The organism is Rhizobium sp. WYCCWR 11146 (assembly GCF_013591995.1).
Classification (GTDB): Bacteria; Pseudomonadota; Alphaproteobacteria; order Rhizobiales; family Rhizobiaceae; genus Rhizobium; species Rhizobium indicum.
The window spans coordinates 115,694-137,874 of sequence record NZ_JACCEY010000038.1 but is presented as its reverse complement, the minus strand read 5'-3'; the positions used below and the strand labels follow the sequence as shown (position 1 = coordinate 137,874).

The following is a 22,181-nucleotide window of genomic DNA, read 5'->3' as shown; positions in this document are numbered from 1 at the left end:
CCCGCTTGCGGGGCGAAGGGGGATAGCCGCAGCCTCTCAGTTCCCGCAAGGGTCGTCAAAAGTACTCATCTCGCCTGTAGAAATTGCCGTAGAGGTGCGTCAGCACAGAATTGGCTGCCAATTTTTCTTCATCGCTGTCGCCATAAACCAGTTTGGGCGGATCGCTTTCGCTAAAGATGAGAGCGACAAAATGATTGTAACCCGCGCCGGCGATCCCTGTCGAAACGTCGCGCCCCTCAATGATCGTACCGTTCTGTGCAGAGCCACTCGCGGCTGCCGCCGCTTCGAAACGCGATTTATTGAAAATGACGTACCATAGCCAAGGATCGAACAAAGGCACGGTGATCATCGTCCCAAAACACACCGGAACAATGATGATAGCAATAAGACGACTCACCATTCTACGGATACGACGACGAAATAACGCGACTAATGCGCCGATAAACCAAACGAACACTATGCCCGCGACCGAGAGAAAGAGCAGCGGCCCACCCAATAGATCGAAGAGTCCTCGTAGCCCATTGGCCGAATCAAGCGGCCAAAAATCCAAGGCGCGATGGTAAGCTGCACACGCGGTGCCAAGAAAAGCGGCGATGAGCATTCGCCGAACATTCCAAATGTCTATGGGCACAGCCGACACACCATCCTGTTGTTTTTCATAGTCGAATGGTGTCCAGCGAAGTCGAGGCATTTTTGGGGCCGAACGGCATTGCTGCCGAATTCCGCCGTGTTGCAGTGAAGGGTGACCTCCAATGTAAAATTCCCCCTCATGTCATCCACTTCCGATGTTCCGCAAATCTCTCCGCCAAGAGATCGATGAACAGCCGCACCTTCGTCGGCAGATGGCTGCGGTTGGGATAGACGGCGTTGATGTTGAACTCGATCGGCCGGTAGTCGGGCATGATCTTCACCAGCCGCCCTTCGGCGATATCGTCGAACACGACGAAACTCGGCGCCAGGAAGATGCCCCGCCCGGTCAGCGTCAGGAAGCGCAGCATCTCGGCACTGTTTGAGACGACATTGCCGCTGATCTTGACGCTCTCCTTGTTGCCTTCGCCATCCTCGAAGCGCCAGTCGTCGCCATAGGGGTAATAGGCATATTGCAGGCAATTGTGATCGGCGACGTCGGTCGGCGTCTTCGGCATCGGATGGCTCTCGAAATAGGCCGGTGAGCAGACGAGCATATGGCGCCATGGCGTCAGCTTGCGCGCGACGAGCGACGAATCCGGCGGCGGTACGGTGCGCATCACCAGGTCGTAGCCATCCTCGATCATGTCGACCATCCGCTCGCCGACGCTGAAATCGAGTGAGATCGACGGATAAAACTCCATAAACTCGCTGACGACGGGCAGCAGGAAACGCACGATGGCACTGCTGGTATAGACCTTCAGCGTGCCGCGCGGCGTCGTGCTCAGCGCGCCGGCCGTCCGGTCCGCCTCATCGAGTTCAGCCAGGATCTGCGACGAGCGCTCATAATAATATTTGCCGGTTTCCGTCAGGCTGACCTTGCGCGTCGTGCGGTTGAGCAGCCGCACGCCGAGCCGGTCCTCCAGCGATTGCACGTGATTGCCGACCATCGTGACGGACATGTTGAGCCGGCGCGCGGCGGCGGAAAAACCGCCGCATTCCACCACGCGGCCAAACACCATGAGGCTTGTCAGCCGATCCATATTGCCCTCGGATTATCCGCTGAGAGTTGATGATCCTTCCCGATTTAAGCAGATTATCAAAATAAATGTCAGGGTGCATTTTCCTTCGCATCGAACAGGGCCTCTCGCAGAGGAGGCCAACGGTGAAGGAGAATTGCGATGGTCGAGTTACCCCACAGGCAAGCTTTCGAAACTGCCAGGCAAGCCGAGCAGATCTTGGCCGAGGAAGCCGCAAGGGCGCCGGCCGCCGAGGCGCCCCCCATGCCTGTCTCCGAAGCACCGGTCGCGGACGCACCGGTCGCGGATACTCCCAAAAAGACCGGCCGTCGCATCGTCAAGCGCGCCGTCATTGCCGCCGCGCTGCTTGCCTGCGTCGCGTTTGCAGGCGATTTCGGCTACCGCTACTGGACGGTCGGCCGCTTCATCGAATCCACTGACGATGCCTATGTGAAGGCCGATTACACCACCGTCGCCCCGAAGGTCGCTGGCTATATCAAGGCAGTGCTCGTCAACGACAATGACGCGGTCAAGGCCGGCCAGGTTCTCGCCCGTATCGACGACCGCGACTTCCAGGCCGCATTGTCGCAGGCGAAGGCCGATGTGAAGGCGGCCGAGGCTGCCATCACCAATATCGACGCCCAGATCGCCCTGCAGCAATCGGTGATCGAGCAGGCGAGGGCGACGATCGATGCCTCGCAGGCATCGCTGGATTTTGCCGTGTCCGATGCCGCCCGCTCGGCCCGCCTGATCACCAACGGTGCCGGCACCCAGTCTCGCGCCGAGCAGACCCAGTCGGCCCGCGACCAGGCCGCTGCCGCCGTCGAGCGCGACCGGGCAGCCCTCGTCACGGCTCAGAATAAGGTGCCGGTGCTTCAAACCCAGCGCGAACAGACGGTTGCCCAGCACGACCGTGCGGCCGCCGCCGCCCAGCAGGCAGAGCTCAACCTCTCCTATACGGATATCGTCGCCGCCGTCGACGGCACGGTCGGCGCCCGGTCGATCCGGGTCGGACAGTATGTCACCTCGGGCACGCAGCTGATGGCGGTCGTGCCGCTGCATGCGGTCTATGTCGTCGCCAATTTCAAGGAAACGCAGCTGACCTATATCAGCCCCGGCCAGTCGGTCGAGATCAAGGTCGACAGCTTTCCCGATATCTCGATCAAGGGTCATGTCGACAGCGTTTCGCCGGCAAGCGGGTTGGAATTCTCACTGCTGCCGCCGGACAATGCCACCGGCAATTTCACCAAGATCGTCCAGCGTATCCCGGTCAAGATCGTCATCGACGACGAGGCTCTGAGCGGCCTGCTGCGCTCGGGCATGTCGGTCGAGCCCGAAATCGATACCAAGGCTGCCCAGACCTCCGCGGCAGCTAAGGAGGGATCATCCAACCCTGCTGGATGATCCTTTCCCTTTTTCCCGAATGATCCCGATCATTCCCTGAATGATCACCCGGACCCCGTCATGAGAGAATTTTCCGCAAGAGCCGGAAGGAGATAGGTCATGGCCACTCTTCAGATCGCCGCCAACAGCAATGCGCTGGCGCCCCCCGCCGCTGCAGCGCCCGCGACACCTGCCGCCATGAGCCCGCTTCGCATGTGGGCAGCCGTTGTCGGCTCGACGCTGGGCGCCTTCATGGCCGTCCTCAACATCCAGATCGTCAATGCCTCGCTTGCCGATATCCAGGGCGCGATCGGCGCCGGCACGGATGACGGCGGCTGGATTTCGACCTCCTATCTGATCGCCGAGATCGTCGTCATCCCCTTGAGCGCCTGGCTGGCGCGCGTCTTCTCGCTCCGCAACTACCTGCTCACCAACGCCATCCTCTTCCTGATCTTTTCTGTTGCCTGCGCCTTCGCTGCCAATCTGCAGCAGATGATCATCCTGCGCGCCATTCAGGGTTTTTCCGGCGGCGTGCTGATCCCGATGGCCTTCACCATCATCATCACACTGCTGCCCAAGGCCAAGCAGCCGATCGGCCTGGCCCTCTTTGCCCTGTCTGCCACCTTCGCACCGGCGATCGGCCCGACGATCGGCGGTTATCTCACCGAGAACTGGGGCTGGGAACATATCTTCTATGTCAACCTGGTGCCCGGCGCGCTGATGGTCGGTCTGCTCTGGGCCTCGCTCGACCGCGCGCCGATGAACCTGAAGCTGCTCGCCAAGGGTGACTGGCCGGGCATCATCACCATGGCGATCGGCCTGGCAGCCCTGCAGACCGTGCTGGAAGAGGGCAACAAGGAAGACTGGTTCGGCTCCGACTTCATCCTCCGCCTGTCTGTCATCGCCGCCGTCTCGCTGACGCTGTTCCTGATCATCGAGCTGAAGACTGCCAATCCGCTGCTGAACCTGCGCCTGCTGGTGCGCCGCAACTTCGGCTTCGGCATCGTCGCGAACTTCCTGCTCGGCATTGCGCTTTACGGCTCCGTCTTCGTGCTGCCGATCTATCTCACCCGCATCCAGGGCTATAATTCCGAGCAGATCGGCATGGTTCTCGCCTGGACCGGCATCCCGCAGCTGCTGCTGATCCCGCTGGTGCCGCGGCTGATGAAGCATTTCGACGTCCGCTTGCTGATCGTCGTCGGCTTTGCCCTCTTCGCCGCTTCGAACTTTATGAACGTGCACATGACCGGCGATTATGCCAGCGACCAGCTGTTCTGGCCGAATATCGTCCGTGCCATCGGCCAGGCGCTCGTCTTCACGCCCCTCTCGGCGATCGCCACCGCAGGCATCGAGCGGGAGAATGCCGGTTCCGCTTCCGCACTCTTCAACATGATGCGCAATCTCGGCGGCGCCGTCGGCATCGCCTCGCTGCAGACCTTCCTGTCGAAGCGAGAACAGTTCCACTCGAACATCCTGACCAATTCAGTCTCGGTCTTCGAGGAGGCTACCCGCGATCGCATCGCCAGGCTCACCGGCTACTTCATGAGCCACGGTGTCAGCGATCAGGCGCTCGCGAGCCACAAGGCCGTCGTCGCCATCGCGCTCAAAATACGCAAGCAGGCCAATATCATGGCCTTCAGCGATACCTTCTTCCTGCTCGGCGTCGCTCTGGTCGTCGCCCTGGTTGCAACCCTGCTTCTGAAAAAACCCGGTCAACTCTCCGGCGGCGGCGCCCACTAGCGCCGTGCGGCCCTCAAGGAGGAGAAAGCCATGACGTCAGCGATCTATGCTCCCGATGCCGACAGGTTCCAGCCCAGGGCCGCCGGCCATGCCGTCAGCGTCGGCGCACTACTCTCGATCATCGAGTGGCTCTCCGGCGATGAATGCCACGCGCTCGACGAAGCGGGCCTGGTCTCCGGCCTCGGCCGCAGGCTTCAGGCGCTTGGCCTGCCGGTCGACCGGTTGACGCTGCATCTGATGACGCTGCATCCAGAATTCATCGGCCGCACCATCGCCTGGGCGCCGGGCGAACCGGTCGAGATCCACGACCGGGAACACGGCGCGCGGGTCGCCATCGCCAATACGCCACTGCGCAAGGTCATGGAGACCCGCGAACCGCTGGTCGTCGATACCAGAGAAAGCGTACATGGCCGCTGGCAGCATATCGATGTCTTTGCCGATCGCGGCTTGATGCAGCTCGTCATCGCGCCGCTCTGCAATGTCGACGGCCCGGTCAGCGCCGCCGTCTTCGGCACACGGCGACCGGGCGGCTTCACCGCCTCCGAGCGTGAGGTGATCGAGCGCATCCTGCCGGCGCTGCGCAACACCAGCGAACTGCGCATCCTTCGCCAAGTCGAGCTCAGCCTGCTCGATACCTATATCGGCCCGCTGACGGCAAGCCGCATCCTGGCCGGCCGCATCCGCCGCGACGAGATCGAATCGATGGAGGCGGCACTCCTGCTCTGCGATCTGCGCGGCTTTACCGAGCTGTCGAACCGGCTGCCTGGCAGCACCGTGCTCGGGCTGCTGAACGCCTATTTTGACAGGATCGTGCCGGCCATTACCCGCGAGGGCGGCGAAGTGCTGAAATTCATGGGCGACGCCGTGCTTGCCTTCTTCCCGGGTTATGATGCCGCCCATTCCTGCGGCGCCGCACTGGCATCGGCCCGCGCCATCCTCGAGGAGATCGACCATTTCCAATATGAGGGTATCGGCGTGAAGGCTGGCATCGCCCTGCATTACGGCGAGGTCAGCTACGGCAATGTCGGCTCCGGCCGCCGCCTCGATTTCACCCTGATCGGCGGCGACGTCAATCTGGTCAGCCGCATCCAGACCGCCTGCAGCGAACTCGGAGAGGCCGTGCTGATGTCGGCGCCGTTTCGCGACGAGGCCGGGGCAGGGGATGTGGTGTCGGTCGGGGCGCACAGGCTGAAGGGTTTTGCTGATCCGGTGGAGCTGTTCACGATCGTGCGGTAGGTGCGCGACGCCACCCCCTCTGCCGGGCATCTCCCCCACAAGGAGGGAGATTGGATGGGCGCGATGGCTTCCCCAAACAACTGACCGTCACGTGAATCGCAAATTGAGGGCGAGGCATGGCTTCTTGCCGATCTCCCCACCTGTGGGGGAGATGGCCGGCAGGCCAGAGGGGGTGCTGCACCCACCGAGATACCAAACCGCCCACTTGCATAAAATGCATGGCAGGTCTGCCGGAAACGGCTTCGTCTTCCCCCATCTTTTCGCCATAGTGGCGCCGAAATTCCGTAAGCGGGGAGGAAGAGGCTTATGACTGTGCTGTTCGACGAACAAGGCGAGATCATCCGCGAACTGGGTGTCGCCGCCGACATCGACCCTGAGCGGGAGATCGAACGGCGAACCGCTTTCCTCAAGGATTATCTCGTCGCCTCGGGCATGCGCGGCTACGTCCTTGGCATCAGCGGCGGCGTCGATTCGCTGACGGCGGCGCTGCTGGCTCAGAAGGCGGTGCGCGAGCTGCGTGACAGCGGCCATGCGGCCGAATTCATTGCCGTGCGCCTTCCCTATGGTGTCCAGGCGGATGAGGCCGATGCAGTGAGGGCGCTGGAAACGATCGGCGCCGACCGCTCGATGGTGGTCAACATCAAGGCGCCGGCGGATGCGATGCTTGCCGCCGCGCTAAACGGCGGCCTCGCCTTTGCCGATGCCGGCCGGCAGGATTTCATCCTCGGTAACATCAAGGCCCGTCAGCGGATGATCGCCCAGTTCGCCCTGGCCGGCGCCCTTGGCGGCCTTGTCATCGGCACCGACCATGCGGCCGAGGCGGTCATGGGCTTCTTCACCAAATTCGGCGATGGCGCCGCCGATATCCTGCCGCTCGCCGGCCTCAACAAGCGCCGGGTCCGCCTGCTGGCAAAGCGGCTCGGCGCCCCGGACGAGCTGGTGTTCAAGGTGCCCACAGCCGATCTCGAGGACCAGCGCCCATTGCGCCCCGACGAAGAAGCCTATGGCGTCAGCTATGACGAGATCGACGATTTCCTCGAAGGCAAGCCGGTCGGCGAGATCGCCCGCCGCCGCATCCTCGCCGCCTATCGGGCGACTGCTCACAAGCGCGCTTTGCCGGTGGCGGTCAGCGCGCTCTGATGCCATCCGTGTCGCGGTGTGGCAGACCTCGCGTTTACGGCCTGACCGGCGAGCCGGTCCGTCCTGAGGAGGCGAGATAGGCGTGCGGCGCAAAATAGACGCCGTCGGCATCGAAGGCCTCGAGGTCTTCGGCCTGCAGCGCCTCGCGTACCTTCGGTCGGGCCGCCACCCGGGCCATGAAGCCGTGCAGTGCCGGCCATTGCTTGAGATCGATGTCGGTCCAGGGCGACCAGTTCAGGCAGACGAAGAGATAGGCATCCGCCACCGTAAAGACATCGCCGGTGAGATAGGGTCCGGCAAGACGGCCGTTCAGCCAGGCGAGCCGCTTCGAGATCAGCGCGCGGACCTCGCCATGAACGCTGGAATAAATCGGATTGAAGAGCAACACCATCGGCTTGTGCAGCTCGGCGGTGATGAAGTTCAGATAGGACTGCACCTCGTTGCGGCGGATGTTGCCGACCTCAGGCAATAGGGCTGCGCCTTCCGGCACGCTGTCGGCGAGGAACTGGACGATCGCCGGCCCCTCGGTCAGCACCTTGCCATCGTCGAGCATCAGTGCCGGCACATAGCCGTTGCCGTTGATGGCGAGGTAATCCTCGCCGCTGCTCGTCCTGTGGGTTTGCCGGTCGACCTGGACGAGCTCGATATCGAGCCCGAGCTCCCGGCAGATGATGTGCGGCGAAAGCGAACAGGCCGCGGCGTGCATGTAGAGTTTCATTGCGGTTTCCTCTCCTTGTGAAGGCGGTCGATGCCGCCGCCGATAGCGTTGAACATTTGTACTGTTTCGCATAAAATAACTCTCGTCAAGAATTTAATGCGAAACGGTACAGAATATGAAGGACGAGAAGAAGCGCGGCCGCCCGAGGGCCTTCGACGCCATGGCGGCGCTCGGCAAGGCGCGGGATGTCTTCTGGGACAGGGGGTTTGCCGCCGCCTCGCTCGACAATCTGAGCGCGGCGACCAACCTCAACCGCCCGAGCCTCTACGGCGCCTTCGGCGACAAGGAGGATCTCTATCTCGATACGCTGGAGGGGTATCGGCAGGACGGCATGGACGTGCTGACTGAGGCGCTCGATCCGTCACTGCCGCTTCGCGACAATATCGCCCGCGTCTATGCCGGTGCGCTGGCGATCTATCTGCATGGTGAAACCGCCGCTCGCGGCTGTCTGCTGATCGGCACGGCATCGGCCGAGGCGGTCCAGCATGAGCGGGTCCGCGAGGTGCTCGGCCGCAGCCTCAACGATTTCGACGACGAGATCGAAAAGCGCATGCGCCTTGGCGTGGAAAGGGGCGAGCTTCCCCGAAGCGCCGATCCGCAGATGCTTGCCAGGCTCGCCTCCGCCGTCATGCATTCGCTCGCCGTCCGCGCCCGCGCCGGCGACAGCCGCGAGACGCTGGAAGCGATCGCCCGGTCGGGCGTCGAGCTGATCTGCGGGAGCGCCCCTTAGCTCGATGTCTCCCCATCCTTCGGCCGCACTATCCAGGCATAGGCCGCACCGGCGAGAAGCAGCACGGAGGTGCCGAGGAAAACCGCCCGCATGCCGATATGCCCGCCGACAAAACCGCCAAGGATGGGGCCGGCCACCTGACCGACATATTGCGAGGAAATCGAAAGCCCGAGAATGCTGCCGGCCGCACTATCAGGTACGCTGTGGCGGATGACCGCGGCGATGCAGGGCAGCAGCCCGCCGAGTGCTGCGCCCATCAGGAAACGCAGGATGATCAGCTGCCAGGAACTGGTGACGAAGGCCTGCGGGATCAGCAACAGTCCGGCGACGGCGAGTGCGCCTGCAATCACCGGCCAGTGGCCGATCCTGTCGGCGAGCTTGCCGAGCCATGAGGCTGACAGAATGCTGCCGAGGGCGGCCGCCGACATGACGACGCCCGATACCATCGTCACCTGGGATTCGACGGGCACGAGCTGCGCGACATAGACGGTGATGATCGGCTCGATCGACATATTGGCAAACATCAAGAGCATGCCGGTCGCCAGCATGGCGATGACGGGCCGCTTGTCGGCAATGGATTTCCAGCCACCGCTTGCCTTGGCCGCTTTTTTGCGGGCCGGCGATTTCTCCTCCTTGATCAGGAAGGCTGTGGCGAGGAAGGCGAGGAAGATCATGCCGCCGGCGGCGAGGAATGTGCCGCGGATGCCGATGATGGGCGGCAGCGCGCCGCCGATCAGAGGCCCGACGAGATTGCCGGCCATGATGCCGGAGGAAAGCACGCCGAGCGCCCAGGCCGAACGATCCTTCGGCGTCTGCGTCGCCACCAGCACCATCGAGCCGGAGGCATAACCGCCGGCAAGCCCGACGAAGAGGCGCAGCGCCACCAGCTGCCAGACATCGCCGGCCATGCCCATCAGCGAGATCGCCAGCGTCATGCCGAGGCTGGCACGCACCAGCATCAGCTTGCGGCCGTAAATATCGCCAAGCCGGCCCCAGAGCGGCGCGACGAGAGCCGCGGCGAAAAAGGTGGCGCCATAGGCGATGCCCGACCATTGCACGATGTCAGCATGGTCGCTGACGCCGAGTTCCTCGACATAAAGCGGCAGGAAGGGAAGCAGCAGCGTCATCGCCACGATCGTGGTGAAGGAGCCGATCAACGAGATGGTGAGATTGCGCTTCCAGTAGATCGAGCCCGGCCTGGCGCTGGCGTCCCACTGCGTATCGGTCATTCTCTCGGCCTCGGCATTGATGGTGCGGCGCGGTGTCGCCGCCCTGATGGAACGATGTACCCATTGCCGCGGCGAAGAAATCGGCGCGGGTGAAGCTGTCCTGAGATCGAGCTTTTCGAGGTCGAGCGCATAGGCCGTAGCGGTGCATGCACTCGCCGTTCCAGGGCGGGCACGCACGGATATAACCGCGCTATGGCCCATCCTTCAAGACGGCGCTTTCGCATCGGTGACCTATCTTTGTAAATGAGAGCCGCAAATCTGGACCCTCTCGGGCAAAAGTGCTAGAAACATGACTGATTGCATGATGCAATCAGTTAAGCCAAGGACATTGCCATGAGCGACATGCGCACATCCCGAGAGCAGACCATCCGTCATCTCTATGCCGCCTATCTCGACGACCGCAAGGATATCGTCGGCGCCATGTTGACGGAGGATTTCACCTTTTCCAGTCCGCGCGACGACCACATCGACCGAGCGACTTATTTCGAGCGCTGCTGGCCGAAGGAACCGGTCTTCCGCGGCTTTGACATCGAATTCCTGGCGATCGACGGTGACGAGGCGGTCATTCGTTACCGTGCCGAAAAAAGGGACGGCGGCAGCTTCCGCAACATAGAGAGCTTTCGCTTCCGCGGCGACAAGATCGCCTCCGTGGATGTTTATTTCGGCCGGAATCTGTAACCCTACAGCGCCGCGCGTCTTTTCAGACGCGCAAAGGACGCTGCAGCACTATGCGCTAGCGAGGCGGTCTTTACAGGAGCCGTATCGCCGACGTGCCGATGATGATCATCGACACCGCCACCATCAGCGGCCGCACCGGCAGCCGTTTGACGAGGATCGCGCCGAAGGGGGCAGCGATGACGCCGCCGATGATCAGGCCGATCGCCGAATTGAGTTCCGACCAGCCGAGCGTCAGCATGAAGGTCAGGGAAATCGTCAGCGTCACGGCGAATTCGGTGAAATTGGTCGAGCCGATCACCCGTTTCAGGTCATGGCCGCGGCTGACCAGCGAACTGGTGACGATCGGCCCCCATCCGCCGCCGCCGATGGCATCGAGCACGCCGCCGCAAAACCCGACCGGCGGCACGATCCAGTCGCGGACATCCCGCTTCGGCGGTGGCCGAAAGGCCTTGTAGAGGATCACCAGTCCGATCGCGATCAGATAGGCCGACACGAAGGGCGCGATCACCTTGCCGTCGATATTGGCCAGCAGATAGGCGCCGATCGCGCCACCGATCATGCCGGCCGGTGCGAGCCGCGCCACCAGGCGCCAGTCGACGTTGCGATGATAGGCATGCGAGAGGCCCGACGCGGCGGTGGTGAACATTTCCGCCACATGCGTCATGGCGCTGGCATTGGCGACCGGCACCCCGAAGGCGAGAAGGCTCGTCGTCGACAGCACGCCGAAGGCCATGCCGAGCGCACCGTCGACGATCTGCGCGCAGAAACCCACGACGATGAAAAAGAAGAAATCCGATGTCATGCAGTCCCCTCAGACGAACGGTAGCATCAGAATAAGCGACGCGGGAAAAAATTTCCGCTCTTAACCGGCAAGTCCACGCTGCTTCAGCCGGATGATCTTGAAGAAGCCGTTCGGAAAGACCGGCAGGATATCGGCAGCGGCAAAATCGCCGCGGCGCTCGGCCCAGGCGACGATGCGGTGAATGCGGAAGGCGGAGGACCAGCCGATGTGACGCACCAGCGGCGCCACCGCCGTCTCGATCGCGCCCTGCAGACCGGCGCCGTCGCCAAGCTTGCTGGCGAGGATGATCTCGCCGCCCGGCCTCAGCACCCTGGCGCATTCGTCCAGCGCCCGTTCGGGTTCGGGGATGAGCGTGATGACGAAGGGCAGGCAGACCGCATCGAAAGACCGGTCGGCAAAGGTGAGCGCATGCGCATCCATCACCTCCAGCGCCTGCACATGCTCAAGGTTTTCGCGTTTCGCCTTTTCACGCGCCCGCTCAATCATGTGTTTGGAGATGTCGATGCCGGTCACCCGGCAGTGGCGCGGGTAATGCCCGAGCGTCAGGCCGGTGCCGACGCCGATCTCCAGAATGTCGGTGCCGGCCGCGGCGGCGAGGGCAGCGAGTTTGCGGTGGCCATCGCGCAGGATGCCGCGATAGACCCGGTCATAGACCGGTGCCCAGTGCTGATAGATTTTTTGCTGATCTTCCGCCCTGCTGCGAAGCTCTGACATGCCGGCACCTCCCACAGCGCCACGCGCCTTTCAGACGCCCAAAGGACGCGAACACTTTGAATTGCTGCATAATTCCAGGAAAAGGGGTTTTCCAGGAATTGCATAAAACAAAAGATTTGAGCGGTTCTGCGCTTCCATGAAAAAGCCGAACCACCCTAAAGCCCAGCCTCTCAACTCCTAAGGGTAGGCTCCGGTTCCCCACGAAATGTGACGCAAGGCACAGATTCTCACCTGCGATCACTTTGGGGCACCTGGGTGCAACCCCGGCCGCCTATTTGGCCGGCGAGAGACCGAGCGTCTTGGCGTCCAGTTCGCTGCCGATCTCGACGGTCTTCTTTTGCTTGTCGTAGACGCAGATCTGGGCGATCCGCCCCTTGGCGCCCTTCGGCTTGCCGGTCACCAGGGCAAGCCCATAATGCGAGCTGCCGAAGGGATCGACGGTGGCGCTGGGCTTCTCGATCGTGACCGCCGCCTTCTTGCATTTGGCCGCGACGTCGAAGGCGAGCTGCTTCCAGGCGTCATCGGAGGAGGCATGCGCCGCAGCTGAGAGCGAAAGCAGTGCGGCGGCAGCGAGAGGCTGGATTATATTCCTGTTCATATCGGGTCTCCGTTCATCTCCATAACGGGCAAAGTGGTTTTCGGGGCGAGTATTCCCATTGATTTGCCCAAGCGATTTCTACGCGCGACTCCAACCCTGCAACTGAGGCAAATTTTCCTCCGGCCGGTCGTTTTTTGATAATTCGCCGGTTGCCTCTCCCCCTTTCCCCTCCTATGTTCCGCCTCACCTGCCGAGACGCAATCTATTGCCAAGAGGAGATCTGACATGGCTTTCGAATTGCCTGAACTTCCCTATGACTACGAAGCGCTTGCTCCCTTCATGTCGAAGGAAACGCTGGAGTTCCACCACGACAAGCACCACAAGGCCTATGTCGACAACGGCAACAAGCTCGCCGCCGAAGCCGGTCTTTCGGACCTCTCGCTCGAAGACGTCGTCAAGAAGTCCTTCGGCACCAATGCCGGCCTCTTCAATAACGCGGCCCAGCACTACAACCACATCCATTTCTGGAAGTGGATGAAGAAGGGCGGCGGCGGCAACAAGCTGCCGGGCAAGCTCGAAGCGGCCTTTACCTCCGATCTCGGCGGCTACGACAAGTTCAAGGCCGATTTCGCCAATGCCGGCGCCACCCAGTTCGGCTCCGGCTGGGCCTGGGTTTCCGTCAAGAACGGCAAGCTCGAAATCTCCAAGACCCCGAACGGCGAAAACCCGCTGGTTCACGGCGCCACCCCGATCCTCGGCGTCGACGTCTGGGAACACTCCTATTACATCGACTATCGCAACGCCCGCCCGAAATATCTCGAGGCCTTCGTCGATAGCCTGATCAACTGGGACTACGTCCTGGAACGCTACGAAGAAGCCACGAAGTAAGCGCTACCAGGCTCGCCGCCATGGCGGCGATGTGCCTCAGCCTCTTAGATTCAGCACCCGGCGCCCAAAACGCCGGGTGTTTCATTTTCACACGAGGCCGTCACATGCCTGTCATCGGCCGCTCCTAATCACGCCCCATGTCTTCTTCTGCTTCTCCCCTGTTCCGCTTCGGCATCATCGCCGACCCGCAATATGCGGCGATCGCGCCGCATGTGGCCATGGATCGTTATTACGCCAACAGCCTCGCCAAGGTCGCCGAGGCGATCGAGGTCTTCAACGGCGAGGAGCTGAGCTTCGTCATGACGCTCGGCGATGTTATCGACCGCAGTTTTTCAAGCTTCGACGATATCCTGCCGGTCTATCAGAAGCTCCGGCACGAGGCGCTCTTCCTGCTCGGCAACCACGATTTCTCGGTTTCTGCAGGACACCTGTCCGAAGTCGCCGCGCGTCTCGGCATGCCGTCGCCCTATTACAGCTTCGTCCGCCACGGCTGGCGCTTTATCGTGCTCGACGGCAACGAGGTCAGCATCTTCGCGCCGCCAGAAGGCCATCATCATCGCGCGCTTGCCGCTGAGATGCTGGCCGAGCTGCAGGCCAAGGGCGCGAGGAATGCCCACCGCTGGAATGCCGCGTTGAGCGACGAACAATTCGCCTGGCTTGGCGATGAAATCGCAAAAGCCGACGAGGCCGGCGAGAAGGTGATCGTCATGAATCACTATCCGGTGCATCCGCCCAGTGAGCACGGCATGTGGGACAGCGACCGCATCGTCGCGCTGCTCGCCTCTGAGCGCAATGTCGTCGCCTATCTCAACGGCCACGACCACGTCGGCAATTACGGCATGGCCGGCGCCTGCCACTTCGTCAATTTCAGGGGCGTGGTCGACACCGAGACGGAAAACGCTTTCGCCATCGTCGAGGTCCATCCCGACCGCATCGAAATCCGCGGCTTCGGTCGCGAGGTGAGCCGCACGTTGCCTTATTAGGTTGCGATAGGCTGCTCGCCAGCCAACTATTCTTTCGTGATGATCGGGGCTTGTCCCACTACTGTTGGGTTCGCGCGAATGACTGCCCCTCACCCTAACCCTCTCCCCGTAAAAAACGGGGAGAGGGGACGTGCCCAGCGAGAGGTGAGCGGGGAACCGAGAGGTTTGCGGCATATCCCCTTCGCCCCGCCTGCGGGGAGAAGGTGCCGGCAGGCGGATGAGGGGCTGGTCTCGCCAACCTCATGGCCGGAATGTTAGGTGACATTGACGCCCTGCTCGTACCTCAAACGCCACGCACTAGGCGGGCACAGCCTTCTCCGTCCACCCACTGGTCCACAATTCCCGCAGCCTATCGCCGTCGCCCTTGAAGAAATCTTCGCTCGTCGCACACCGCTCCACCCGGTCGCTGCGGAAATTGCGGATTGCCTGGCGCAGCTCGCACCAGGCGACGATATTGGCGGTCTGCGAATAATAGATCAGCGCGACCGGCCGGATCGTCCGTTCGCTGGCGCGGCCAAGCTCGTCGCGGTAGCCGAGCATCAGCTTGCGTTCGTCGCGGATCGCGCGGCGCACGATCGCCAGGTCGAAGCCGGCCGGCTGCGCAATCGAGCCCCAGGCGTAAAGCGCCTTGTTGTCCATCGCCTGGCGCAGCGGCGCCGGCACGGCGCCTGATATCTTCCGGTTGACCCGGCGCGCGGCCTGTTTCAGCTCCTCGTCTGCGGTGCGTTCGAGCAGCGCCAGCGACAGTACGATTGCCTCCATCTCCTCGATCGAGAACATCAGCGGCGGCAGGTCGAAGCCCGGCCGCATGATGTAGCCGATGCCGCGCCCGCCTTCGATCGGCACCCGCATCGCCTGAAGTGCCGCGATGTCGCGATAGATCGAGCGTACCGTCACCTCGAGCGTCTCGGCCATCGTCGCTGCCGTCATCGGCTTTCTTGCCAGCCTGAGGATCTGAATGATCTCGAAAAGCCGCGAGGCCTTGCGCATTTAACCTCTCCCATCCGCCACGCTCCTGACAATACACTGTCAGTTGGGTTCCCGTATAGAGCTGCCTATCAGATTGAAATCAAACAGGGTCTTTGAAAACGGCCCGCAGAACCCAAGGCGGTAACTGACATGAACTACAACGAAAACCTCTGGCTCTTCTTCACCCTTCTCTTCGGCATCATCATCGTGCCGGGCATGGACATGCTCTTCGTGCTCGCCAATTCGCTGACCGGCGGCGTCAAGCGTGGGCTGGCGGCGACCGGCGGCATCATGGCTGGGGGCGCCGTGCATTCGGCCTATGGCGCGGCCGGCGTCGGCGTGCTCGTCACCATGCTGCCGCAGCTTTTCAACGTGCTGCTCTTTGCCGGCGTTGCCTACATGATCTGGATCGGCATTTCGCTAATCCGCAGTTCGATTACCGTCGAGGCGGTCGGGCCGGGAACGGCGCGCTCCGGCTGGCGCGCCTTCCGCCAGGGCGCCGTCACCTGTCTCGTCAACCCGAAGGCCTATATCTTCATGTTTGCCGTCTACCCGCAGTTTCTGAGACCGGAATATGGTCCGATCTGGATGCAGGGGCTGATCATGGGCGCCATGACCGTCGTCACCCAGTTCGCCATTTACGGCACGCTGGCGATGACGGCCGGCCGCAGCCGCGACCTGCTCGTTGCCAACCCTGATGTTACGGCCTTTGTCGGCCGCTTCGCCGGAGTGTTGCTGGTTGCGGTCTCCGCCTTCAGCCTTTGGCAGGGGTGGAAAAGCGCTTGAGCGCCACTGCATGTCGCCCGGAAGTGCGCGGCGGTTCCGGGATAACGACATGCATAAAAGCAGAGAACTGCCTATCACATTGTTTTTATGATGATCCGGCAAAACGTGACTGACCCGATGCATGGATTTTGTCATGCTGCCGGTGCAGATTGGCGATCGGCCATCTTGGCCGAGGAAAAAGGGAGAGCAATATGAATTGGAAAGCAGCAGCTGCGGCCGTTGCCATGGCCGGCATAGCCTTCGGCTCGGTGACCGCCGCCGACGGCACCCATGATTCGCGCGTTGCGTTGATGAAGCAGGTCGGCGGTTCGGCCGGGGCCTTGGCAGCCATCGCCAAGGGCACCAAACCCTATGACGCCGAAGCGGTGAAGGCGGCGCTGACGACGATCGCCACAACGGCCAAGGTCTTCCCCGACCAGTTCAAGCCGGGCACGGAGACGGGCGACGAGGGCGCGAGCCCGAAGATCTGGGAAAACATGGACGACTTCAAAGCCCGCGCCGCCAAGCTCTCCACTGACGCCGAAACCGCGCTGGCCCAACTTCCGGCCGATCCTGCGGCCGTCGGTGCCACGATGAACACGCTCGGCGCCAATTGCGCCGGCTGTCACAAGGCCTATCGCCTCAGCAAGTGAGCGATAGGCCATTTCGTCTGGAGCAATTCCAGCAAAGTGTGCAGCGGTTTTGCGTCCGGAATTGCGTAAAGCAAAAGAGAGTACTGGATCCGCGCCGGCCTTGCCGCCGGCGCGGATCGCCTTATTCTCCGCCTGCGCGGACCGGTCGCGGGATCCATCGCAAGGAAATGTTGACAACAGGGGAGGCGGCGCATGGTCCGCAGGTTCATCCGGTTACTGCTCTGTCTGATCGGCATCGCCGTCCTCGGCGGGGGCGCCTTCTATCTCGTCACCGCGCCCGATCCTCTGCCGGAGAGCCATTGGGCGGGTCTCGGTGCTGCGGATCCGGCAAATGGTCAGATGGTTTTCTGGGCAGGCGGCTGCGTCAGCTGTCATGCCGCACCCGGTTCCGAAGGCGATGCAAAGCTGACGCTTGCAGGCGGCCTGGCGCTGAAGAGCCCTTTCGGGACCTTTCACGTGCCGAACATCTCACCCGATGAAAAGGCCGGCATCGGCGGCTGGACACTTGCTGAGTTCGGCAACGCGATGAAGCGCGGCGTCGGCCCGGGCGGGCAGCATCTCTATCCGTCCTTTCCCTATGGCTCTTATTCCCGCATGAGCGACAAGGACGTCAACGATCTCTATGCCTTTCTGAAAACCCTGCCGAAGAGTGCAAACGTCGCGCCGCCGCATGAACTGCCGTTCCCCTTCAACATCCGGCTGGCGCTCGGCGGCTGGAAATTCCTCTATCTCAACGACCAGCCGCGCGTCGCCCTGGCAAAGAGCGACGACAAGATCAAACGCGGGCAATATCTCGTCGAAGGCCCCGGCCATTGCGGTGAATGCCATACGCCGCGTGATGCACTCGGCGGCTTCAAGGCAGATCAGTGGCTTGCCGGCGCGCCCAATCCCGAAGGCAAGGGCCGCATACCCAATATCACCCCGGCCTCGGAGAGCATCGGCGGCTGGAGCGAGGCCGATATCGCCAGCTACCTGGAAACTGGATTCACCCCCGATTTCGATTCCGTCGGCGGCTCGATGGTTGATGTGCAGCAGAACATCGCCCATCTGCCGGCCTCCGACCGCGAGGCGATCGCCGCCTATCTGAAGGCCGTGCCGGGACGCTAAAGCATGTTGCGAGCAACGACATGCGTAAAAACAAACATCCGAAGCGCGTCGCATGAATCAAGTTTGATGCGACGCGCTTTAACGTGCGGTTGTGCTTGGCGCCTTCGCAAGGTCCCTCGGCTGCTTATAGGGAGGTGGGACCCGGCATCAGATCATAGGGATGGCGCCAGCCGGGCATCTTGCTGATACGATCTTTCCAGGCTGCGATAGCCGGGAAGGCGCTGTGATCTATCCCGGTTTCCTCCGGCATGAAGACGTAGCCCGCCAGAGAGAGGTCTGCGATCGTCAGCCGGTCGCCGACCACGAAGACCCGGCGCGCCAGATGTTCGTCAACAATGGCATAGGCAGCTTTGGCCCTCAGTCTCAAAAACTCGACGACGGGCGTCTCGCCGCTCTTCTGGAGGCCATACATGAACCTCAGCGTCGCGTAGTAGCTCGTGAATTTATGGTTGTCGAAAAGAATCCAACGCATGATGTCACGCCGTTCTTCGGCTGTCTGCGCCCCAAAGTGGCCTGTCATCTCTGACAAGTAGTCCAGGATGATCCCCGATTGGCTGATCTTCGTTTGCCCATGTTCGAGCACAGGCGCCTCGCCTTGTTCGTTTATGGTTTTTCGCCATTGTTCGGTTCGCGTTTCGCCGCCTAGATAATCAACGAAAATGCTTTCCCACTCGATGCCGGCAAGCGCAAAGAACAGCGCGACCTTGTAAGAATTCCCCGAGAGAGCAAAACAATGGAGTTTGAAATCAGGCATGAAAGCTCCTTATGCAATTCGATAAAGCATGTCGCGCAAACCTGTGCAGCCGTTTTGATGCGTCGAGGCTTCGGCTCTTGCGAAAGCCGAACCTTCGAGCCGGCCACCCTAACCGATCGACTGCATGTAGCGCATGCCGGTCACCGGACGCGGGGTGAAATCCAGCTGTTCGTAGAAGCGGTGCGCCAGCACGTTTCCGGTGGCGGCGCTGACGGAGAGGTAGCCGCAGCCGGCATTGCGGGCGGTCTCGCGCGCCCGGTCGACGAGCAGCTGGCCGGTGCCGTGGCCGCGATGGCCGTCACGCACGAAGAGGTGGTGCAGGTCCATGCCGCGCTTGCCTTCCTGCGCCCTGTAGAGCGGCACGAGAATGGCGTAGCCGATCAGCCCTTCGCTGGTCTCGGCGACGAGCGCATTGATCCAGGGCAGGGCCCCGAAGAGGTCGCGCTCCAGCTGCTCCGGCGTTGTGGCAGCCGCATCGCCGTGATGGGCGGCAAGCAGGGCGATCATCTCGCCGAGTTCGGGCAGGTCGCGCGGCTTGGCGGCGCGGATCGTCACCACCGATGGGCGCATCAGTGAAATTTCGCTGTCTTCGATTTCGGTCATGGTCTTCGCGTCCTTTGATAGTCTGCCGTCAGGACGCTGCCGATACAACAAAGCCGCCTGACGGCGGCTTGTTGACAATATGATCTTGTCCGGCCGCCCTTTACAGGTACAGCCAAAAATACGAGCGGCTCTGGTGCGCGTTTTTGATCATGCCGCATCAATCGTCGGAAATGCCGGATTTGTCAATGGTGGATCGCGCGTGTATCCAGGGCAATCGCTTCAGCTTTGCGTTTCGTTGTGGCCGGGAGGGGTGCGAGTGTGATTCATAAGGAGCTTCGAACTTATTGAAGCGGAGGCTATAGACCTGAGAGGGATAGAAGAAAGAGCGCTCGATTGTCACTGGGATTTTGTGCGTCTCGCTGATACCAATCGTATCCCCGTCCTGAATATTCGGGCGCGATTCAATGAGATGGGGCCTGGCGGCGGAGGTTGGCAAAGGGACGGACTCATTTACGGTACCTCTAAGGTGACACGCCAATGAACGCGAGAATTCGGGCAAGAAGAATATTAAAGGATCTGAGGCGATATGAAGCGATGCCATCGCCGATGTGGCATCAAAGAGAGGAATTTGGCTTCTTGATAGGGATGTATTCTAATCCAGGTCCCAGTAGCGCTAAAATAATTATATTGGATAACGGCATATTGTGGGGAGACGGTGGAGAGGGAAAGTCATTCCTCTACTCCGAGGTAAAGTTGGTGTCCATTTTAGAGGGACAAGATAGCGTTGAAGTAGTCATCTTGACTGACGGGGGCAAAGAGTTACAGATTCCTATCTCGGGCAGGGACGGAAAATACTCGGACTGTATGGTCATGCTTCGATTCTTGGATAGGGTTGTAGCGGACGCGAAAAAAACTACGAGTGACCGGCACCGGCCGATTTACGAAAAATGCTGCATTTCTCCCGCCGATCAATCACCGAAGTCCGATCCTTGAAAGGATAACTATCGAGATAGCCGCAGGCGCGGGCAAACATGCGGGCGCGCAGCGGATCGACCACGGCGACGGCAAAGCCATCGAGCCAAAGCGAGCGATGGGCGGGGCGATGGAGCTTGCCGGTTGCCTCCATCCCGATGCTTTTGGGCCGATGCTTGGCCAGCAGCCGTTTCAGCTGGCGGATGCCGGCCTTCTCATTGCTAAACCGCCGGCTTTCGCCCCGCGGATGCAGATGAGCATCGAGCCACACTTTACTCACGTCCAGACCGGCATGAACTACCGGCATCGCGTCTTCTTGGAACGAAACCTTGCCTTGCATGCGGGACTTGCTCCCCATCATCTGTTCAGGACAAACGCGAGGACGGCCGGACCAATCTCATCCCCGGTTCAAGCCAAGGGGCCTGCGGTCCCGGCCGTCCGCACTCCAGCGGATGGCCATCCGCCGGAGTGCGCACCGATCATCCAACAATCAGCGCGAATTGAACATGCAGGGGCTGGCTTCGGCCATCTTTTGAGCCCAGTTTTCACTCCCTTGATACTATACCCCCCTATGTTATATAAAAGCCCACCATGTCCCATACCACCTTGCAGAAAAAGAAGCTCATCGCCCGCGTCAGCCGTTTGAAGGGGCAGATGGAGGCGGTCGAGCGGGCGCTCGAGGCCGAGCGGCCCTGCGGCGAAATCCTGCAACTGCTCGCCTCCGTCCGCGGCGCCCTGACCGGGCTGACCGGTGAGGTGCTGGACGATCATCTCCGCGAACATGTGCTGAATGCCGATGACGACGCCGCGAGGGCAGAAGCGGTCGAGGAAATATCGGAAGTGCTGAGAACCTATATTCGCTGAGTGGCGTGACGAAGGAGCCTGTAATGCGTGCCGGAATCGACAAGGCCGAAATCGACAAGCCTGGAATGGATGCCCTGGAACACGACCATATCTTCCTCGGCACTGACCATGCGCGCAACGAGCGGCGCATCTGGCTGGTGATCGCGCTAACGGCAGTGATGATGGTGGCGGAAATCGCCGCCGGCACCGTCTATGGCTCGATGGCGCTCGTCGCCGATGGCTGGCACATGTCGACTCATGCCAGCGCTCTGCTGATTTCCGCACTCGCCTATCTCTTTGCCCGCCGGCAGGCGCGCAATCCGCGTTTCACCTTCGGCACCGGCAAGCTCGGCGATCTCGCCGGTTTCGCCAGCGCCATCGTCCTCGCGCTGATCGCCCTGCTGATGGCCTGGGAAAGCCTGCTGCGCCTTTCCAATCCAGTGCCGATCGGCTTTACCCAGGCGATCGCCGTGGCGGTCATCGGCCTTGCCGTCAATCTGGTGAGCGCCTGGCTGCTTGCCGGCGGCGGCCATGTCGCGCATGGCGATCATGCGCACCATCACCATGGCCATCATCATCACGGGCATGGCAATCATGCCCACGCCCATCACGGTCATGCGCATCATGGACATGGCGACCATGCCCATCACGCAAAGACCGGCGACAACAATATCCGCGCCGCCTATCTGCATGTCATCGCCGATGCCCTGACCTCCGTGCTTGCCATCGCGGCGCTGACGCTCGGCAGTCTTTACGGCTGGCTCTGGCTTGATCCCCTCATGGGCATCGTCGGCGGGTTGGTCATCGCCAACTGGTCCTGGAGCCTGATGAAATCTTCGGGCGGCGTCCTTCTCGATGTCGTCCCCGAAGGCGAGACGCTGCCGGCCGAAATCCGCGGCGCCATCGAGACGGAGGACGACCGGATCACCGATCTGCATGTCTGGCAGGTCGGCCCCGGCCATCATGCCGCGATCGTCGCCGTCCTCACCTCGCAGCCGCGCGACCCGGCTTTCTACAAGGGCAGGCTTTCGGCGCTGGAAGAACTGTCGCATGTGACGGTCGAGGTCACCCGCGCCGCATGATCGGGGTGGGCGGAGACGCTCGGCGGACGACAAGATCGCTCGACGGACGATTGACATTGCCGTGGGGA

At 61.7% G+C, this 22,181-nt stretch carries 24 protein-coding genes; 13 read left to right on the top strand and 11 right to left on the bottom strand.

Annotation, left to right across the window (positions count from 1 at the left end):
- Nucleotides 1-55: 55 nt before the first annotated feature.
- Entirely contained in the window at nucleotides 56-601 is a 546-nt protein-coding gene (locus HX899_RS29960) for a hypothetical protein (protein ID WP_181294066.1), read from the bottom strand.
- Between the two features lie 166 nt (nucleotides 602-767).
- Nucleotides 768-1,670, bottom strand: coding sequence for a LysR family transcriptional regulator (locus tag HX899_RS29955; RefSeq protein WP_181294065.1), 903 nt, complete (start codon nucleotides 1,668-1,670; stop codon nucleotides 768-770).
- A gap of 138 nt (nucleotides 1,671-1,808) precedes the next feature.
- On the opposite strand from HX899_RS29955, the gene HX899_RS29950 reads away from it, so the two are divergent.
- The 4 genes from HX899_RS29950 (at nucleotide 1,809) to nadE (ending at nucleotide 7,145) form a co-directional block, all read left to right on the top strand.
- The gene (locus tag HX899_RS29950; RefSeq protein WP_181294064.1) at nucleotides 1,809-3,050 is read left to right on the top strand and encodes an HlyD family secretion protein; all 1,242 of its coding nucleotides are present in this window, start codon (nucleotides 1,809-1,811) and stop codon (nucleotides 3,048-3,050) included.
- A 99-nt stretch (nucleotides 3,051-3,149) separates the two neighbouring features.
- Nucleotides 3,150-4,769: an MDR family MFS transporter gene (locus tag HX899_RS29945; RefSeq protein ID WP_181294063.1), complete on the top strand. Its 1,620-nt coding sequence runs from the start codon at nucleotides 3,150-3,152 to the stop codon at nucleotides 4,767-4,769.
- A 30-nt stretch (nucleotides 4,770-4,799) separates the two neighbouring features.
- On the top strand, nucleotides 4,800-6,005 hold the full coding sequence (locus tag HX899_RS29940) for an adenylate/guanylate cyclase domain-containing protein (RefSeq protein WP_181294062.1): 1,206 nt from the start codon (nucleotides 4,800-4,802) through the stop codon (nucleotides 6,003-6,005).
- A gap of 306 nt (nucleotides 6,006-6,311) precedes the next feature.
- The gene (gene nadE / locus HX899_RS29935) at nucleotides 6,312-7,145 is read left to right on the top strand and encodes an ammonia-dependent NAD(+) synthetase (protein WP_181294061.1); all 834 of its coding nucleotides are present in this window, start codon (nucleotides 6,312-6,314) and stop codon (nucleotides 7,143-7,145) included.
- 34 nt (nucleotides 7,146-7,179) lie between these two features.
- Here the strand turns inward: nadE and gstA are convergent, their stop codons facing one another.
- Nucleotides 7,180-7,863 (bottom strand): glutathione transferase GstA, encoded by a 684-nt coding sequence (gene gstA, locus HX899_RS29930; RefSeq protein WP_138328548.1) that lies wholly within the window; start codon nucleotides 7,861-7,863, stop codon nucleotides 7,180-7,182.
- 115 nt (nucleotides 7,864-7,978) lie between these two features.
- On the opposite strand from gstA, the gene HX899_RS29925 reads away from it, so the two are divergent.
- Nucleotides 7,979-8,593 carry a TetR/AcrR family transcriptional regulator gene (locus HX899_RS29925; RefSeq protein WP_180195738.1) on the top strand — a complete coding sequence of 205 codons (615 nt, stop codon included), beginning with the start codon at nucleotides 7,979-7,981 and terminating at the stop codon, nucleotides 8,591-8,593.
- Here HX899_RS29925 and HX899_RS29920 read toward each other — a convergent pair.
- On the bottom strand, nucleotides 8,590-9,822 hold the full coding sequence (locus tag HX899_RS29920; protein ID WP_181294360.1) for a multidrug efflux MFS transporter: 1,233 nt from the start codon (nucleotides 9,820-9,822) through the stop codon (nucleotides 8,590-8,592). The two genes, HX899_RS29925 and HX899_RS29920, sit on opposite strands and share 4 nt — an antisense overlap.
- Before the next feature lie 333 nt (nucleotides 9,823-10,155).
- On the opposite strand from HX899_RS29920, the gene HX899_RS29915 reads away from it, so the two are divergent.
- Nucleotides 10,156-10,500 (top strand): nuclear transport factor 2 family protein, encoded by a 345-nt coding sequence (locus HX899_RS29915; protein ID WP_180195739.1) that lies wholly within the window; start codon nucleotides 10,156-10,158, stop codon nucleotides 10,498-10,500.
- A 70-nt stretch (nucleotides 10,501-10,570) separates the two neighbouring features.
- Here HX899_RS29915 and HX899_RS29910 read toward each other — a convergent pair whose 3' ends face one another.
- The 3 genes from HX899_RS29910 to HX899_RS29900 all read right to left on the bottom strand — a co-directional run bounded on the left by HX899_RS29910 (nucleotide 10,571) and on the right by HX899_RS29900 (nucleotide 12,614).
- Entirely contained in the window at nucleotides 10,571-11,302 is a 732-nt protein-coding gene (locus HX899_RS29910) for a sulfite exporter TauE/SafE family protein (RefSeq protein ID WP_138328544.1), read from the bottom strand.
- A gap of 60 nt (nucleotides 11,303-11,362) precedes the next feature.
- Complete coding sequence (locus HX899_RS29905; RefSeq protein WP_138387753.1) at nucleotides 11,363-12,016, bottom strand: class I SAM-dependent methyltransferase; 654 nt, start codon at nucleotides 12,014-12,016, stop codon at nucleotides 11,363-11,365.
- A 271-nt stretch (nucleotides 12,017-12,287) separates the two neighbouring features.
- Nucleotides 12,288-12,614, bottom strand: coding sequence for a hypothetical protein (locus HX899_RS29900; RefSeq protein WP_181294060.1), 327 nt, complete (start codon nucleotides 12,612-12,614; stop codon nucleotides 12,288-12,290).
- A gap of 225 nt (nucleotides 12,615-12,839) precedes the next feature.
- On the opposite strand from HX899_RS29900, the gene HX899_RS29895 reads away from it, so the two are divergent.
- Entirely contained in the window at nucleotides 12,840-13,442 is a 603-nt protein-coding gene (locus HX899_RS29895; protein WP_008528928.1) for a superoxide dismutase, read from the top strand.
- 137 nt (nucleotides 13,443-13,579) lie between these two features.
- Nucleotides 13,580-14,425, top strand: a complete 846-nt coding sequence (locus HX899_RS29890) for a metallophosphoesterase (protein ID WP_181294059.1) — start codon at nucleotides 13,580-13,582, stop codon at nucleotides 14,423-14,425.
- A gap of 297 nt (nucleotides 14,426-14,722) precedes the next feature.
- Here the strand turns inward: HX899_RS29890 and HX899_RS29885 are convergent, their stop codons facing one another.
- Nucleotides 14,723-15,415 (bottom strand): YafY family protein, encoded by a 693-nt coding sequence (locus tag HX899_RS29885; RefSeq protein ID WP_047619643.1) that lies wholly within the window; start codon nucleotides 15,413-15,415, stop codon nucleotides 14,723-14,725.
- A gap of 129 nt (nucleotides 15,416-15,544) precedes the next feature.
- Between HX899_RS29885 and HX899_RS29880 the strand changes: the two genes are divergently transcribed.
- The 3 genes from HX899_RS29880 (at nucleotide 15,545) to HX899_RS29870 (ending at nucleotide 17,919) form a co-directional block, all read left to right on the top strand.
- Nucleotides 15,545-16,180 carry a LysE family translocator gene (locus tag HX899_RS29880; protein ID WP_138328539.1) on the top strand — a complete coding sequence of 212 codons (636 nt, stop codon included), beginning with the start codon at nucleotides 15,545-15,547 and terminating at the stop codon, nucleotides 16,178-16,180.
- A gap of 191 nt (nucleotides 16,181-16,371) precedes the next feature.
- Entirely contained in the window at nucleotides 16,372-16,812 is a 441-nt protein-coding gene (locus HX899_RS29875) for a cytochrome c (RefSeq protein WP_138328538.1), read from the top strand.
- Between the two features lie 192 nt (nucleotides 16,813-17,004).
- Nucleotides 17,005-17,919 carry a cytochrome c gene (locus HX899_RS29870; protein WP_138328537.1) on the top strand — a complete coding sequence of 305 codons (915 nt, stop codon included), beginning with the start codon at nucleotides 17,005-17,007 and terminating at the stop codon, nucleotides 17,917-17,919.
- Nucleotides 17,920-18,043: 124 nt separating this feature from the next.
- Here the strand turns inward: HX899_RS29870 and HX899_RS29865 are convergent, their stop codons facing one another.
- The 3 genes from HX899_RS29865 to HX899_RS29855 all read right to left on the bottom strand — a co-directional run bounded on the left by HX899_RS29865 (nucleotide 18,044) and on the right by HX899_RS29855 (nucleotide 20,528).
- Nucleotides 18,044-18,673: a glutathione S-transferase family protein gene (locus HX899_RS29865; RefSeq protein ID WP_138328536.1), complete on the bottom strand. Its 630-nt coding sequence runs from the start codon at nucleotides 18,671-18,673 to the stop codon at nucleotides 18,044-18,046.
- Nucleotides 18,674-18,781: 108 nt separating this feature from the next.
- Complete coding sequence (locus tag HX899_RS29860; RefSeq protein WP_138328535.1) at nucleotides 18,782-19,276, bottom strand: GNAT family N-acetyltransferase; 495 nt, start codon at nucleotides 19,274-19,276, stop codon at nucleotides 18,782-18,784.
- An 853-nt stretch (nucleotides 19,277-20,129) separates the two neighbouring features.
- On the bottom strand, nucleotides 20,130-20,528 hold the full coding sequence (locus HX899_RS29855) for a transposase (protein WP_246697203.1): 399 nt from the start codon (nucleotides 20,526-20,528) through the stop codon (nucleotides 20,130-20,132).
- A gap of 251 nt (nucleotides 20,529-20,779) precedes the next feature.
- Here HX899_RS29855 and dmeR point away from each other — a divergent pair, with 251 nt between their 5' ends.
- Both dmeR and dmeF read left to right on the top strand, forming a co-directional pair.
- Nucleotides 20,780-21,052, top strand: a complete 273-nt coding sequence (dmeR, locus tag HX899_RS29850; protein ID WP_049734460.1) for a Ni(II)/Co(II)-sensing transcriptional repressor DmeR — start codon at nucleotides 20,780-20,782, stop codon at nucleotides 21,050-21,052.
- A gap of 23 nt (nucleotides 21,053-21,075) precedes the next feature.
- Nucleotides 21,076-22,113 carry a CDF family Co(II)/Ni(II) efflux transporter DmeF gene (gene dmeF, locus HX899_RS29845; RefSeq protein WP_138328534.1) on the top strand — a complete coding sequence of 346 codons (1,038 nt, stop codon included), beginning with the start codon at nucleotides 21,076-21,078 and terminating at the stop codon, nucleotides 22,111-22,113.
- Nucleotides 22,114-22,181: the final 68 nt, after the last annotated feature.